The sequence below is a fragment of the Galbitalea soli genome (assembly GCF_010686725.1).
GTDB classification, from domain to species: Bacteria; Actinomycetota; Actinomycetes; order Actinomycetales; family Microbacteriaceae; genus Galbitalea; species Galbitalea soli.
The window spans coordinates 188,423-202,857 of sequence record NZ_JAAGWZ010000004.1 but is presented as its reverse complement, the minus strand read 5'-3'; the positions used below and the strand labels follow the sequence as shown (position 1 = coordinate 202,857).

Here is a 14,435-nt window from a genome sequence, read left to right as displayed (position 1 = left end):
CCGCGCGGCCTCACAACCGCTCGGCCGCATCAACCACGTTCTTGAGCAAGAGCGCACGGGTCATGGGGCCGACGCCACCGGGGTTGGGCGAGAGGTGACCCGCGACCTCGGCGACCGCCGGGTCGACGTCGCCGGCCAGCTTCGCCTTGCCGCTCTCGGTCATCCCGACGCGGGTGACACCCACGTCGAGAACCGCCGCGCCTGGCTTCAGCCAGTCGGCCTTGACGAGGTGCGGCACGCCGACGGCGGCCACGACGATGTCGGCACGGCGCACCTCGGCGGCCAGGTCGACCGTGCGGGAGTGGGTGAGGGTGACGGTGGCGTCGATGCCCTTGCGGGTGAGGAGGAGGCCGAGCGGGCGGCCGACGGTGAGCCCGCGACCGATGACGGTGACGTGCTTTCCGCTCGTCGGCACGTCGTACCGGCGAAGCAGCTCGACGATGCCGGCCGGGGTGCACGGCAGCGGCGAGGAGAGCTCCCCCTCGACGCCGAGCACGAGGCGCCCGAGGTTGGTCGGGTGGAGGCCGTCGGCGTCCTTCGCCGGGTCGATCAGCTCGAGCATCGCGTTCTCGTCGATGCCCGCAGGCAACGGCAGTTGCACGATGTAGCCGGTGACGCGCGGGTCGGCGTTGAGCGCGGCGATCGCGTCCCGCACGTCCTGCTCGGATGCGGTGGCGGGCAGGTCGACGCGGATCGACTCGATGCCCACCTCCGCGCAGTCGCGATGCTTGCCCGCGACGTAGGAGAGCGAACCGGGATCATCGCCGACCAGGAGGGTTCCGAGTCCGGGCGTGATCCCGCGGGACTTCAGCGCCGCGATCCGCTCCGTCAATTCGTTCTTGATGGCGGTGGCCGTGGCCACCCCGTCCAGGCGAACGGCGGTCACGGGCTAGCTCCAGGTGCCGGGCGAGACGAGGCCCGGGTAGAGCGGGTAACCGTCGGTGAGCTTCACGACACGGGCGCGCAGGGCATCCACATCGGGGGTCGGCTTCAGGGCGGTGGCGATGATGTCGGCCACCTCGGTGAACTCCTCGTCGCCGAAGCCGCGGGTCGCGAGCGCCGGGGTGCCGATCCGCACACCGGAGGGCGTCATCGGCGGGCGGGTGTCGAACGGCACGGCGTTGCGGTTCACCGTGATGCCGACCGAGTGCAGGATGTCCTCCGCCTCCTGGCCGTGGATCGCGGCGGTGCGCAGATCGACGAGCACGAGGTGCACATCGGTGCCGCCGGTGAGCACGTCGATTCCCGCGGCCTTCGCGTCGGGCGCGGTCAGTCTCTCGGCGAGGATGCGTGCCCCACGGATGGTGCGCTCCTGGCGGTCCTTGAACTCGGGCTCGGCGGCGAGCTTGAACGCGGTGGCCTTCGCCGCGATGACGTGCATGAGCGGCCCACCCTGCTGACCGGGGAACACGTTGGAGTTGAGCTTCTTCTGGAGCTCGAGGTCGTTGGTGAGGATGAAGCCCGAGCGCGGACCGCCGATGGTCTTGTGCACGGTCGACGAGGTGACGTGCGCGTGCGGCACGGGCGAGGGGTGCAGGCCCGCCGCGACGAGTCCGGCGAAGTGGGCCATGTCGACCCAGAGCGTGGCGCCGACCTCGTCGGCGATGGAGCGGAACGCCGCGAAGTCGAGCTGACGCGGGTAGGCCGACCAGCCCGCGATGAGCACCTGCGGCCGCACCTCGAGCGCCTTCTGGCGCACGACGTCCATGTCGACCAGCATCGTGTCGGGGTCGACGCCGTAGGCGTGGGCCTCGTAGAGCTTGCCCGAGAAGTTGAGGCGCATGCCGTGCGTGAGGTGTCCGCCATGGGCCAGCTCGAGGCCGAGGATGCGGTCGCCGGGTGTCGCGATCGCCGACAGCACGGCGGCGTTGGCCGAGGCACCGGAGTGCGGCTGCACGTTCGCGTAGGCCGCCCCGAAGAGGCTCTTCGCGCGGGCGATCGCGAGGCTCTCCGCCACGTCGACGAATTCGCAGCCGCCGTAGTAGCGGCGCCCCGGGTAGCCCTCGGCGTACTTGTTGGTGAGCACGGAACCCTGCGCCTCGAGCACCGCACGCGGCACGAAGTTCTCGCTCGCGATCATCTCGAGCGTGTGGCGCTGGCGACCCAGCTCATCGGCGAGGACCGCCGCGATCTCCGGGTCGACCTCGGAGAGTGGGGAGTTGAAGGAATCAGACACTGGCGTGCTCCTTTTAGACATGGCCGAATCGAGGGTTCGTCGTGGCCCAGGCGTACGGCCACCAACCGTGTCAGTCGCTCCCCGATGGTTGCCCATCTCAACGCCAGTTGCGACGCCTCAGCATATCAGCGTTGGATGACCGGCGCTCCGGGTCAGGCGAGCCGCATCCGGGTCGCCCGCCGCCGCAACGCGCCGTCGCTCACGATGATGTACAGCACGCCCACGATCACCACCGCGACCTCCACCCATGGCAGCACCTCGATGCCGACGTGGTCGATGAGGGTGCCGCCGATGAGGGCTCCCCCGCCGATCGCGATGTTGAACGCCGTCGTCTGAAGCGCGACGGCGGTGTCGCGGAACCGGGGCGACGCCGCGTGGAGGATGCGCGTCTGGAACATGGCCGGGCCGCCCCCGAAGGCGATGCCCCAGACGATCGAGGCGACGACGACCGCGATCGCGGAGGTGTGCAGAAAGGCGAGCGCGGCCACCGCGAGAGCGACGATCGCGAAGGAGACGACGATGCCGGCCCGCGGGTAGCGGTCGGCGACGAAGCCCGCGAGCACGAGGCCGACGGCACCCGCGCCGCCGAAGATGAGCAGCATCGCCGGGACGGAGTTGGCGTCGAAGTGGGCGACGTCGATGAGGTACGGGGCGATATAGGTGTAGAAGATGTTCTGGGCGATGATCAGCACCACGATCGCGACGCAGAACAGCACGACCGGGGTGACGCTCCGGTCCTTGCGCAGGGGGAGCGGGATCTCCCCCGTCGCGAGCGGCACGCGGTGGTTGACCGCCGGCAGGTACTTCACCACGAAGAGGCAGAGCACGAGGATGAGCCCCGCCATGATGACGAAGGCGACCCGCCAGCCGAAGGCATGCCCGACGGCGGTGCCCAGCGGCACGCCGAGCACGAAGGCCGCGGTGCCGCCGCCCGCGGTGATCGCGACCGCCTTGCCCAGCTGGTGCTTCGGCACGAGGTGGCCGGAGTAGGCGCCGACGACGGCCCAGAACAGCCCGTGTGCCAGACCGCCGATGATGCGGGCACCGACGAGGATCTCGTAGGTGGGCGCGATCGCTGCGAGGACGGCGCCGAACGCGATCACGAGCAGCACCACGATGACGAGCAATTTGCGCGAGTAGTTGCGGGTGAGGATCGCGAGCGGGGTCGTCGCGACCACGACGGTGAGCGCGAAGATGGTGACGAGCAGGCCCACCTGCGAGATGGACACATGGAAGTCGCGCGCCATGTCGGGCAGCAGTCCGGTCGGCAGGAACTCCGTGGTCACGGAGACGAAGATGGCGAAGGTGAGGGCGAGAAGGCCCACCCACGGGAACGGCTTTGCGCCGGCGGCAGCGGTCATGCGAGGGGATTTCGGAACGAGTGTGGGCGTGGCGCTGCCCGCGGGGTCCGATGATTATCGAACCGATTCGATTCTAACCGCACCGCCCCCAATCCCCGCGCCGGTACGCTGGTCGAGTGAACGCCGCCACCACCCACTGGATCCTCACCCTCGTGTGCCGCGACCAGCCCGGCATCGTGCACGCGATCAGCGGCGCCGTCGTCGAGGCCGCGGGCAACATCACCGAGTCGCAGCAGTTCTCGAGCAACGACACGGGCACCTTCTTCATGCGGCTTCAGGTGGAGTCGGGGATCGACCGCGCGGGCTTCGAAGCGGCCCTCGCTCCGGTCACGGACCGTTACGGGATGACCTGGGAACTCGACGTCGTCGGCCGCCCCCTGCGCACCCTCGTGCTGGTCTCCAAGGCGGGGCACTGCCTCAACGACCTCCTCTACCGCCAGCGCGCCGGGCAGCTCAGCGTGGACCTGCCCCTCGTGATGAGCAACCACCCCGAGCTGCGCGGCCTCGCGGAGTTCTACGGTGTGCCCTTCGAACAGCACGCGGTCACGACCCCCGGGCAGAAGCTCGCCTTCGAAGACCGGGTACTCGAGGTGGTCGAGCAGCACGACATCGAGCTGGTCGTGCTCGCGCGCTACATGCAGATCCTCTCGCCGGAGCTGTGCGAGGCGCTGAGCGGCCGGGTCATCAACATCCACCACTCCTTCCTGCCCGGCTTCAAGGGTGCGAACCCCTACAAGCAGGCGCACGCCCGCGGGGTGAAGCTCATCGGCGCGACCGCGCACTTCGTGACGAGCGACCTCGACGAGGGCCCCATCATCGAGCAGAACGTCGTGCGGGTCGACCACTCGCGCTCCCCCGGCGAGCTCGTGGCGATCGGGCAGGACGAGGAATCCCGCACCCTCACCCAGGCGGTCAAGTGGTTCGCCGAGCACCGCGTGCTGCTCGACAGCGCGCGAACCATCATCTTCAAATAGCCGAGCCGATCATCCGCCCCGCGACGGCGGCGTGATTAGGCTGGCGGCGTGACGATCCTCTTTCACGGAGCGCAGAAGCTCGACGCGGCCGGTCAGGTCGACGACTTCTGGATGACCGTCGACGGCGGCACGATCCTGGCCACCGGTCACGGCCGCCCGCCCCTCGCCCCCGGGGCGGCAGAGCTCGCCATCGACGTAGGCGGCCGCTGGCTCACGCCCGGCTTCATCGACCTGCACGGCCACGGCGGTGGTGGCCACTCCTACGAGGACGGCGCCGAGGAGATCCTCGCCGCGACCGCCGCGCACCGGCGGCACGGCACGACCCGATCGCTCATCAGTTTCGTGGCGAATCCGCTGGCCGAGCTCGAGGCGCAGCTCGCGGTGGTCGCCACTCTGGCGGGTGCCGACCCGCTGATCCTCGGCTCGCACCTGGAGGGGCCGTACCTGGCGCGGGAGCGTCGCGGCGCCCACAACGCGGAGTTCCTGCGCGAGCCGCAGCCCGCCGAGATCGACCGCCTGCTCGACGCCGCCCGCGGCACGCTCCGCCAGCTGACGCTCGCGCCCGAGTTGCCGAACGCGCTGGAGGCGACGCGGATCCTCGTCGAGAACGGCGTCACGGTCGCCGTCGGGCACACCGAGGCCACCCTGGAGCAGGCGCAGGCAGCGTTCGACGAGGGCGCGCGACTGCTGACGCACGCGTTCAACGCGATGCCGGGCATCCACCACCGTGCACCGGGGCCGGTGGTCGCCGCGTTCGACGACCCGCGCGTCGTGCTCGAGCTGATCCTCGACGGTCGGCACGTGCATCCCTCGGTCGCCGCGCTCGCCTTCGACTCCGCGCCCGGACGCATCGCGCTCGTCACCGACGCGACGGCGGCCGCCGGCTCCGTCGACGGCGACTACTCCCTCGGCAGCGTGACCGTCGCGGTGCGCGATGGGGTCGCGATGCTGCGCGGCACCACCACGCTCGCCGGGTCGACGCTCACCCAGGACGCCGCGCTGCGGGTCGCCATCCGCGAGGCCGGCGTCTCGCCCGCAGACGCGATCGCGGCGCTCACCACCGTGCCGGCGGGGGTACTCGGGCTCGAGCACCGCTACGGGATGCTCGCCGCGGGCTTCGCGGCCGACGCGGTCATCCTCGACCACGCCCTCACGGTGCAGGCGGTCTGGGCCGACGGCCGCCCCATCCCGCGCGCGGCGACGTGAGCCGATTCCAAGAAATCTGAACCAGACTGGTCGGGGCCCCGTTGAACAGGGTCACAGGCACCACACGACCCAGACACGCACACGGCACGACGACCCTGAGGACACCCATGACCCCCACCGCCCGCAGCTCCGCCGCCCGCACCGCCGCCCTCCGCCCCGCGTTCGCCGTACTGGCCGGCGCCACGCTTCTCGGCTCGCTCGCGGGCTGCGCGTCGAGCGCCCAGGCCGACCAGTCCACGGGCGGCACCACGAGTTCGGGCGGCAGCTACAAAGACGGCACGTACACGAAGAACGGCAGCTACGCCTCTCCGGGCGGCCAGGAGACGATCAGCGTGCAGCTCACGCTGAAGAGCAACGTCGTGACGGCGGTCACCGTGAAGACCGTCACCGCCGACCCCACCGCGACCGCCTACGAGGCGCGCTTCATCAGCGGAATCCAGGGCGTCGTCGTGGGCAAGAAGCTCGACGCTCTGAACGTCTCGCGCGTCGCGGGCTCCTCCCTCACCAGCCAGGGCTTCAACGCGGCGGTGGAGGCCATCAAGGCCGATGCCAAGGCCTGAGCTGCGCTTCGAGGCGATCGGGGTCCCGTGGGCGATCGAGACCGCGGAACCCCTGCCGGCGACCACGGTCGCCGCCATCCACGAGCGCATCGCGCGTTTTGATCGCGACTACTCGCGGTTCCGCGCCGACTCGCTCGTCAGCCGCATCACCCGCGAACCCGGCCGCTGGCGGCTGCCGGATGACGCCGGACCCCTCCTCGACCTCTACCGGCTGCTCTACGACGCGACCGACGGCGCGATGAACCCGCTCGTCGGGCAGCGCCTCGAAGAGCTCGGCTACGACCGCGACTACACGCTGCGGGCCCGCGCGGGGGCGGCAACGCGCATCCCCAGCTGGGAGGAGGCGATCTCCTGGGATGGCAGCCACCTCACCACCCTCACGCCGGTCGTGCTCGACATCGGCGCCGCGGGCAAGGGGTACCTGATCGATCTGGTGGCGGATCTCCTGCGCGAGTGCGGCGTCGACGACTACCTCATCGACGCGAGTGGCGACCTGCTGCATCGCGGCCCCGACACGGTGCGGGTGGGGCTCGAGCATCCCTGGGACCCGACCATGGCGATCGGCGTCTACGAACTGTCGAACGGGGCCCTGTGCGCCTCGGCACCCGGCCGACGCGCGTGGAGCGACGGGCTGCACCACATCCTCGATGCCACCTCCGGTGAGCCCACGCGCACCGTCGCCGCGACCTGGGTTCGGGCCGACAGCGCACTGGAGGCCGACGCCCTCGCCACAGCACTGTTCTTCGCGAGCGAGGCCCGCCTCTCGGAGGTGGTGCCCGAGTTCGAGTACGCGAGAATGATGCCCGACGGCCGTGTCGGCCGATCCGAACGATTCAACGGGGAGCTGTTCCTATGACGCGCTGGCTGGACGAGCTCACCGGCCGGGTCACCATGTACCGGCTCATCCTGCTGTGCCTCGCCGGCATCCTCATCGAGGCGGTGCTCGTCGCCCTCACCGGGCAGATCGCGGTGCCGCCGCTCGCGATCCTCGCCGTGACCGCGACGGCGCTCGTCGTGACCTACCTGAGCAACCGGCTGTTCGCGGCCATCGTGCGCGTGCGCCCGCACTCCGAGTCGTCGCTCATCACCGCGCTGATCCTCGCCCTGCTCTTCTACCCGGCTCTCGACCCGGTCACGCTGGGCGGAGTCGCGCTGGCCTCCATCGTCGCGAGCGCCAGCAAGTACCTGCTGGCCGTGCGCGGCCGGCACGTCTTCAATCCCGCCGCGACCGGCGCCGCGGTCGTGGCGCTCGTTCTGCCCAGCGCGACGCCCACGTGGTGGGTGGCGACGCCGTGGCTGCTGCCGCTCGTGGTGATCGGTGGGCTGGTCATCCTGCACCGCACCCGGCACCTCGCCCTCGGCGGCGTGTTCGTCCTGGTCGCCACCGTGGGCACCGTCGTGATCCTGGTGCAGACCGGGATGACCGCCCTCCCCGCACTCACGACGGCGCTCGGCTCCTTCCCCATCGTCTTCTTCGCGGGCTTCATGCTGAGCGAACCCCTCACCTTGCCGCCGAAGCGCTGGCAGCAGCTCGCGGTCGCGGCGGTCGTGGGCGTGCTGTTCGCGGCGCAGTTCCACGTGGGGGTGTTCGTGTGGAGCTACGCGCTCGCGCTCCTCGTGGGCAACGCCCTCTCCTTCGCGGTGGGTCAGCGCCGCGGAATCCGCCTCGTGCTTCTCGGCCGCAAACCGCTGGGCGGCGAGGCCTGGGAGTTCTCGTTCCGGCCGATCCGCCCGCTGCGATTCGAGGCCGGCCAGTATCTGGAGCTCAATCTCCCCCATCGCGGCGCCGACGTGCGCGGCGTGCGCCGCACCTTCAGCATCGCGTCAGCACCGACCGACACGGGAATCGTGAGCATCGGCCTGCGCGTCTACGAGCGCACGAGCAGTTTCAAACGCGCTCTGATGCAGCTCGAGCCGGGCGCGACGATCTCGGCGACCTCGGTGGGCGGGGACTTCGTTCTACCCGCAGACCCCGCCGCTCCGCTGCTCTTCGTCGCCTCCGGCATCGGAATCACCCCCTACGTGAGTCAACTCCGGGAGCTCGCCGCGACCGGTGAGAAGCGCGACCTCGTCCTCGTCTGGGCCAACAGCTCGGCGGATGACCTTCCCTACGGTGACGCGCTGGCCGCCGCCGGGCACCGCGTGCTGCTCGTCGCGCCCCATCCGCCCGCCGTGCTTCCCGCCCACTGGGAGTACCTCGGACGCGGCGGGCTCACCGCGGAGCTCCTGACCCGCGCGGTGCCCGACGCCGCATCGCGGCACGCGTTCCTCTCCGGACCGCCCGCGCTCGTGCACGCGTTGCGGCCGGCGCTTCGTCGCGCCGGTGTGCGCCGTGTGAGGACGGACTACTTCTCGGGCTACTGATCGTTCCGGGCTCCGGGTCACGGGATGGTGAGCTGGACGGTCGTGAACACGGGCGCGCTGCCGTAGAACACGAACGCAAGGTAGGAGCGGTGCGGGGCGAGCCCACTCCAGCTCAGTCGGTAGCTGATCGGTGTTCCGCCCTTCGCGTGCAGGCGTGTGTGGTTGGAGTGGTACCGCCCCGTGTTGGTGTGGACGCCGATCGCGTAGAGGCCCGAGGTGTAGGCGACGGGCGAGCTCGGCGCGGCGGTGTCGGCGACGTAGACGACGAAGTAGCCGCCGCGTCGGTACTGCTCCTGCGTGGTCACCACGTCAGCGACCTCGTTGCTCGTCGTGTCGGCGGAGATGCCGACGAGGTCGTTCAGGTCGTAGGCGCTGAGGTCGGCGGTGGGCGGCGGAACGAGCGCCCCGCGCGGGTAGTAGAACACGAGCAGATCGAGGTTGGTGTCGGAGCGCGCCCTGGGCAGCTCCGTGGTGAAGCGCAGGTACTGGTTGCCCGCGCCGAGGTGGTGCACGAACTGCTGATGCCCACCGCTGACGGCGGTGGCGGCCTTCGTCTGCTCCGCGGCGAGCCCGGTCGCCTGGATGCGAATCGTCGACCTCACAGCGCCGGCGATGAGCCGGACATCCGCGTGCCCCGTGGCCGCGTGCAAGGTGACGGTGGCGGGCGCCTGCAGGATGGTGCGGTGCACGGCGATCGGGATCTTGACGACGAGCGAGCTGTGCAGCTTCTTCCAGCTGAGGTAGCCGGTGCGGTACTCGTCGAGCCGGGCACCCTTGCGCACGAGGGTGACGGTGAAGGTCTTGGTCTGCCCCGCGCGCGTGAAGCTGAGCAACTTGGGGCGCACCTTCACGCCGAGCCCCGGCACCGAGGCCGCGACGTGGTAGACGCCGGGTGCCGTGGAGGTGACGCGACGGGTGACGGTCTGCTTCACCGCGAAGTCGCCGATGGCGATGGATGCGGAGTTGAGGTTGCTCGGATCAACGGGACTGAGCCCCGCGAAGCCCGCCGCCGACCGCGAGACCGCGCGAGCGCCGAGCAGGTAGCGCTTCCAGTCGGTCGGGCCCGCCAGGTAGACCAGCCCGGGGTTCAGAAACTGTCGCGGATTCACCTCTCCCGCGCCCTGCGAGAACGGGTCGCGCACGAGCGCCCCGGAGACCGTGACGGTATTGCGGGCGGTCGTCATGAGGGCGGACTGGATCTCGGCGGGCGTCGCCCGGGGGTGGGCGCTGAGGTAGAGGGCGGCGAGACCCGCGATGTGCGGGGTCGCCATAGAGGTACCGGAGAGGAACTCCCAGCGCCCCGCCCCGCCGGGTGCGTTGTTGGACGCGGCGAGGATGGAGACCCCGGGCGCCGTGATGTTGGGCTTGAGCACGTCGGAGCCGTTGGCGAGTGCCGGCCCGCGGCTCGAGAAGCTGGCGACCTGCGGCACGGCGGTCGTCTGCGGCGTCAGGTTGCCGAGGCGGAAGCTGGCGGTCGCGGTCGGCTGCGAGGCGTAGGCGCGGATGGCGGAGCGGCTCGGGTAGTCGATGTGGATGGTCGGCACGCTGTGGGTGTCGAGGTCGACGTCACCCGAGTCGGCGGCGTCGTTGAGCAGGATCATCCCCGCCCCGCCCGCGCGCTTGACCTCGGCGGATTTCGCGGTGCGCGCGTTGCCGCCGCGATCGCAGACGACGATCTTTCCCGCCGCCCGCGCCGGATCGAGCGTGCCCGCCTTGCAGAGTGAGGCGTCGAGCGCGGTCGCGCCGGTGACCCGCAGCCACTGGGCGATCGCGATCGGCCGGTTGCGCAATTGGGTCGCCGGGTTCGCGGTGACAGAGATGCTGGCCCCCGCGTAGCGGCGGCCGTTGCCCAGCACGAGCGTGGCTTCGAACGCGGGCATCGTGCTGGCGGCGACCGTGGTCTCCCAGGGTGCCGCATTGTCGAGCGTGGAATTGTCGGGCCCCGAGTTGCCCGCCGCAGCTGCGACGAAGATGCCGGCCGCGGAAGCGTTGAGGAAGGCCTCGTCGGTGGGCGAGTACACGCTCGTCGCGGGCGCACCGCCGATCGAGTAGTTGAGCACGTCGACACCGTCGGCGACGGCCTGATTGATGCCCGCGACGATATCGGCCGTCGCGCATCCGTCGAGGCTCTCGTCGGCCGCCGTGCCGTCCCAGCACACCTTGTACATCGCGATCTTGGCGGCGGGGGCGACTCCGCTGATGCCGCCGTAGTCGATCCCGCCGACGGTGGCGTCGACCCCGTAGTCGCCGGCCGCCGTGCTCGCGGTGTGCGAACCGTGGTCGGCGCCGTCACGCGGTGACAGGTACTCGCGGATACCCTGCGAACCGCCGTTCAGAAAGCCGACGTTCGACGCCCCGAACCCGGCGACGTAGAACTTGGCGCCCACGATCTTGGTGCTGTAGTCGGCGTCCGTCCACCCGTCGGCCGCGCCGATGCGGGTGCTGTGGAACACCCGGCCGTCGCTCTTGGTGAACACGACCGTGTTGCCGCTGAGGTAGGGCGTGCCGCTCGAGGGCGTCGTGCCGAGCGGCTCGCCCGCGAACGACGGGTTCTCGGGTGCGATGCCGGTGTCGAGATCGCCGATCACGATCCCGCGCCCGGCCTTCCCCACGCCACCCAGCGCGTGCCACACCCCGCTCGAGGTGCTGATGCCGAGGTAGCTCAGCGAGCTCTGGCTGGTGAGCGGGGCGGAGCCGCTCGACTGCACCTTCAGGATTCGGTTGGGCACGACGGCGGCGACGGCCGGGTCGGCCGCGAGTTCCCTCGCCTGGTCAGCGGTGAGGTGCGCCGCGAAGCCGTTGTAGGCAAGCGTGTAGCGGTAGAGCGGTGAGACGCCATAGCGGCGAGTGAGCGCGGTCTGCGCGCTCGCGAGGTGCTGCGAGTACCGGGTCGCCGCCGCGGAGTGCGCGTCGAGCTGACGACCCGCGGCGGGCCGCGTGGCGACGAAGCCCGCGGTGCCGCCCGCGTAGGTGGAGGTGGGATCGGCCTTGAGCCGCACGATGTAGGTGCCCGCGCGGTAGTGCTTGGGCGCATCGGCGAGCGCGGCAAGCGCGGCGGATGCCGGACGGGCGGGTCGCGGCGGAGCGGCAGTCGGCGTGGCGGTCGGAGTGGCGGTCCGAGTGGCAGTCGGAGTGCCGGCGGGTGCGACGACAGGCGTGCTGGTAGGCGTCGGACTCGGCGTGGCGACCGGCGTGGCGGTCGGCGTGCTGGCGGGTGCGGCGCTCGCGGAGCCGGCCGCGAAGACGGCGGTGAGCGCCAGGCTGACGGCGAGGGCCGCCGACACCGCGCGAGGCGCGCGGGCGGCGAACACGGCGCGGGGCGCACCGGCGGCGCCACGGCGCGCGCGAACGCGCGCTCGTAACGGTTGTCGCACGATTCCCCCAGGTCATCTCCACATGAGAGACGTCTCATGCAATCGGGTCCGGCCTGTTCAGGCTACCCAGTGGGCACGATTCGCGCTATCGCTCAAACGAGGGTGGGGCGGCGCTCGTCGCTGGCTGGGGCACAAGTGGGGCGCGGGACCCCGCCGGTGGGGCGACGGGCGCCGGGTGCGGGGGCGCCGGGTGCGGGGGCGCCGGGGCGCCGGCGGGGCGCGGGGCGCGGGGGGCGGCGCGCGGGATGCGGGGCGCGGGATGCGGCGAGCCGGTCATCCGACCGCCGCACCCCGGCGACCGGGTCAGGCCAGGCGCGCGGCCAGGTTCTTGTCGAGCGTGTCGAGGAACTCCTCGGTGGTCTCCCACTTCTGGTCGGGACCGACGAGGAGCGCGAGGTCCTTAGTCATGTGCCCGGCCTCGACGGAGGTGATGACGACGTCCTCGAGCGTGTTGGCGAACTGGATGAGCGCCTCGTTGCCGTCGAGCAGGCCGCGGTGCGCGAGACCGCGGGTCCACGCGTAGATCGAGGCGATCGGGTTGGTGCTCGTGGGCTTGCCCGCCTGGTGCTGGCGGTAGTGCCGGGTGACCGTGCCGTGCGCGGCCTCCGCCTCGACGACCTTGCCGTCGGGGGTGGAGAGCACGCTCGTCATGAGGCCGAGGGAGCCGAAGCCCTGGGCCACGGTGTCGCTCTGCACGTCGCCGTCGTAGTTCTTGCAGGCCCAGACGTAGCCGCCCTCCCACTTCATGGCCGAGGCGACCATGTCGTCGATGAGCCGGTGCTCGTAGCTGAGGCCCGCGGCGTCGAACTGTTCCTTGAACTCGGTCTCGAAGATCTCCTGGAAGATGTCCTTGAATCGGCCGTCGTAGGCCTTGAGGATCGTGTTCTTGGTGGAGAGGTACACCGGGTAGTTGCGCGAGAGGCCGTAGTTGAGGCTCGCGCGCGCGAAGTCGCGGATCGAGGCGTCCTGGTTGTACTGCACCTGCGCGACGCCGTCGTCGGGCGCGTCGTACACGTCGAATTTGATGGGCTCGGAGCCGTCATCCGGGGTGAACTGCACGGTGAGCTTGCCCGCGCCCTTGAAGACGAAGTCGGTCGCGCGGTACTGGTCGCCGAAGGCGTGGCGGCCGATGATGATCGGCTTGTTCCAGCCCGGCACCAGTCGCGGGATGTTGGAGATGATGATCGGCTCGCGGAAGATGACGCCGCCGAGGATATTGCGGATCGTGCCGTTCGGGCTCTTCCACATCTTCTTGAGGCCGAACTCCTCGACGCGGGCCTCGTCGGGCGTGATGGTCGCGCACTTCACGCCGACGCCGTGCTTCTGGATGGCGTGGGCCGCGTCGATGGTGACCTGGTCGTCGGTCGCGTCGCGGTGCTCGATGCCGAGGTCGTAGTACTCGAGGGTGACATCGAGGTAGGGGTGGATCAGGGTGTCCTTGATCTTCTGCCAGATGATGCGGGTCATCTCATCGCCATCGAGCTCGACGACCGTTCCTTCAACCTTGATCTTTGCCACTGGGCAGTTCCTCTCCTCTGGCCGCGTTCCGGGCCGTTTCGATCTTACTAGTCTTCACGAAGTATCTTGACATCGAGATAAATGCGTGAGGCCGGCGCGGTGCGGGCCGCTCCACTCACGCCTTCGGGCCGCCCGCCACGTACAGCACCTGTCCGGAGACGAAGGAGGCCTCCTCGCTCACGAAAAAGGCCGCCGCGGCCGCGATGTCGTCGGGCGTTCCCGTGCGTCCGACCGGGATCTCCCGCGCCGCGGCCGCCATATAGTCGTCGAACTCCATGCCGATGCGCGCCGCGGTCTCGCGCAGCATGTCGGTCGCGATGAAGCCGGGCGCGATCGCGTTCACCGTCACGTTGTACCGCCCCAGCTCGATGGCGAGCGTCTTCGTGAATCCCTGGATGCCCGCCTTCGCCGCCGCGTAGTTGGCCTGGCCGCGGTTGCCGAGCGCCGAGGTGCTCGAGAGGTTGACGATCCTCCCCCACCGCGCGGCGACCTGGTGGGACTGCACCGCACGCGACATGAGGAAGGTGCCGCGGAGGTGCACCGCCATCACGGCGTCCCAGTCGTCGTCGGTCATCCGGAAGATCAGGTTGTCGCGCAGGATCCCCGCGTTGTTGACGAGGATCACCGGCGCCCCCAACTCCGCTTCGACGCGCTGCACGGCCGCGGCCACCTCCCCCGCGTCGGCGACGTCGGCCCCGATGCCGATCGCTCGCGCACCCGAGCGGTGCAGCGACTCCACGGTCGTGGCCGTGTCCGCTTCCCGCCGGTCGATGACGGCCACGGAGTGGCCGGCCGCCGCCAGCCTCCCCGCGATGGCCGCCCCGATGCCGCGCGCTGCCCCCGTCACGATGGCGACCCTGCCCGTCATGGGTTTCCTCTCTCTGCTTTCACCATTGTCGGCC

Annotated in this window: 11 protein-coding genes and 1 riboswitch; of the genes, 5 read left to right on the top strand and 6 right to left on the bottom strand. The window is 70.5% G+C overall.

Annotated elements, in window-relative coordinates; translation table 11 throughout:
* Positions 1-10: 10 nt before the first annotated feature.
* The 3 genes from G3T37_RS12885 to G3T37_RS15190 all read right to left on the bottom strand — a co-directional run bounded on the left by G3T37_RS12885 (position 11) and on the right by G3T37_RS15190 (position 3,537).
* Entirely contained in the window at positions 11-886 is an 876-nt protein-coding gene (locus G3T37_RS12885; RefSeq protein WP_163474299.1) for a bifunctional methylenetetrahydrofolate dehydrogenase/methenyltetrahydrofolate cyclohydrolase, read from the bottom strand.
* A 3-nt stretch (positions 887-889) separates the two neighbouring features.
* Positions 890-2,197: a serine hydroxymethyltransferase gene (gene glyA, locus G3T37_RS12880; protein WP_163474298.1), complete on the bottom strand. Its 1,308-nt coding sequence runs from the start codon at positions 2,195-2,197 to the stop codon at positions 890-892.
* 16 nt (positions 2,198-2,213) lie between these two features.
* Positions 2,214-2,297: riboswitch (ZMP/ZTP riboswitch) on the bottom strand.
* 31 nt (positions 2,298-2,328) lie between these two features.
* The gene (locus G3T37_RS15190) at positions 2,329-3,537 is read right to left on the bottom strand and encodes an MFS transporter (RefSeq protein WP_163474297.1); all 1,209 of its coding nucleotides are present in this window, start codon (positions 3,535-3,537) and stop codon (positions 2,329-2,331) included.
* A 116-nt stretch (positions 3,538-3,653) separates the two neighbouring features.
* Between G3T37_RS15190 and purU the strand changes: the two genes are divergently transcribed.
* The 5 genes from purU (at position 3,654) to G3T37_RS12850 (ending at position 8,641) form a co-directional block, all read left to right on the top strand.
* On the top strand, positions 3,654-4,511 hold the full coding sequence (gene purU / locus G3T37_RS12870) for a formyltetrahydrofolate deformylase (protein WP_163474296.1): 858 nt from the start codon (positions 3,654-3,656) through the stop codon (positions 4,509-4,511).
* Positions 4,512-4,559: 48 nt separating this feature from the next.
* Positions 4,560-5,717, top strand: a complete 1,158-nt coding sequence (gene nagA / locus G3T37_RS12865; RefSeq protein WP_338401262.1) for an N-acetylglucosamine-6-phosphate deacetylase — start codon at positions 4,560-4,562, stop codon at positions 5,715-5,717.
* Between the two features lie 107 nt (positions 5,718-5,824).
* Complete coding sequence (locus G3T37_RS12860) at positions 5,825-6,277, top strand: hypothetical protein (RefSeq protein ID WP_174247786.1); 453 nt, start codon at positions 5,825-5,827, stop codon at positions 6,275-6,277.
* Positions 6,264-7,133: an FAD:protein FMN transferase gene (locus tag G3T37_RS12855; protein WP_163474295.1), complete on the top strand. Its 870-nt coding sequence runs from the start codon at positions 6,264-6,266 to the stop codon at positions 7,131-7,133. Before G3T37_RS12860 ends, G3T37_RS12855 begins: the two co-directional genes overlap by 14 nt.
* The gene (locus G3T37_RS12850) at positions 7,130-8,641 is read left to right on the top strand and encodes an FAD-dependent oxidoreductase (RefSeq protein ID WP_163474294.1); all 1,512 of its coding nucleotides are present in this window, start codon (positions 7,130-7,132) and stop codon (positions 8,639-8,641) included. The genes G3T37_RS12855 and G3T37_RS12850 overlap by 4 nt, the downstream gene beginning before the upstream one ends.
* A gap of 17 nt (positions 8,642-8,658) precedes the next feature.
* Here the strand turns inward: G3T37_RS12850 and G3T37_RS12845 are convergent, their stop codons facing one another.
* The 3 genes from G3T37_RS12845 to fabG all read right to left on the bottom strand — a co-directional run bounded on the left by G3T37_RS12845 (position 8,659) and on the right by fabG (position 14,401).
* Positions 8,659-11,925, bottom strand: coding sequence for a S8 family serine peptidase (locus G3T37_RS12845; protein WP_163474293.1), 3,267 nt, complete (start codon positions 11,923-11,925; stop codon positions 8,659-8,661).
* Between the two features lie 393 nt (positions 11,926-12,318).
* Positions 12,319-13,533 carry an NADP-dependent isocitrate dehydrogenase gene (locus G3T37_RS12840; RefSeq protein ID WP_163474292.1) on the bottom strand — a complete coding sequence of 405 codons (1,215 nt, stop codon included), beginning with the start codon at positions 13,531-13,533 and terminating at the stop codon, positions 12,319-12,321.
* 115 nt (positions 13,534-13,648) lie between these two features.
* Complete coding sequence (fabG, locus tag G3T37_RS12835; RefSeq protein WP_163474291.1) at positions 13,649-14,401, bottom strand: 3-oxoacyl-ACP reductase FabG; 753 nt, start codon at positions 14,399-14,401, stop codon at positions 13,649-13,651.
* Positions 14,402-14,435: the final 34 nt, after the last annotated feature.

Coding starts and splice junctions, on each gene's coding strand:
- glyA (WP_163474298.1), bottom strand. CDS start 2,197: ATGTCTAAAAGGAGCACGCCAGTGTCTGATTCCTTCAACTCCCCACTC.
- G3T37_RS15190 (WP_163474297.1), bottom strand. CDS start 3,537: ATGACCGCTGCCGCCGGCGCAAAGCCGTTCCCGTGGGTGGGCCTTCTC.
- G3T37_RS12860 (WP_174247786.1), top strand. CDS start 5,825: ATGACCCCCACCGCCCGCAGCTCCGCCGCCCGCACCGCCGCCCTCCGC.
- G3T37_RS12855 (WP_163474295.1), top strand. CDS start 6,264: ATGCCAAGGCCTGAGCTGCGCTTCGAGGCGATCGGGGTCCCGTGGGCG.
- G3T37_RS12850 (WP_163474294.1), top strand. CDS start 7,130: ATGACGCGCTGGCTGGACGAGCTCACCGGCCGGGTCACCATGTACCGG.
- fabG (WP_163474291.1), bottom strand. CDS start 14,401: ATGACGGGCAGGGTCGCCATCGTGACGGGGGCAGCGCGCGGCATCGGG.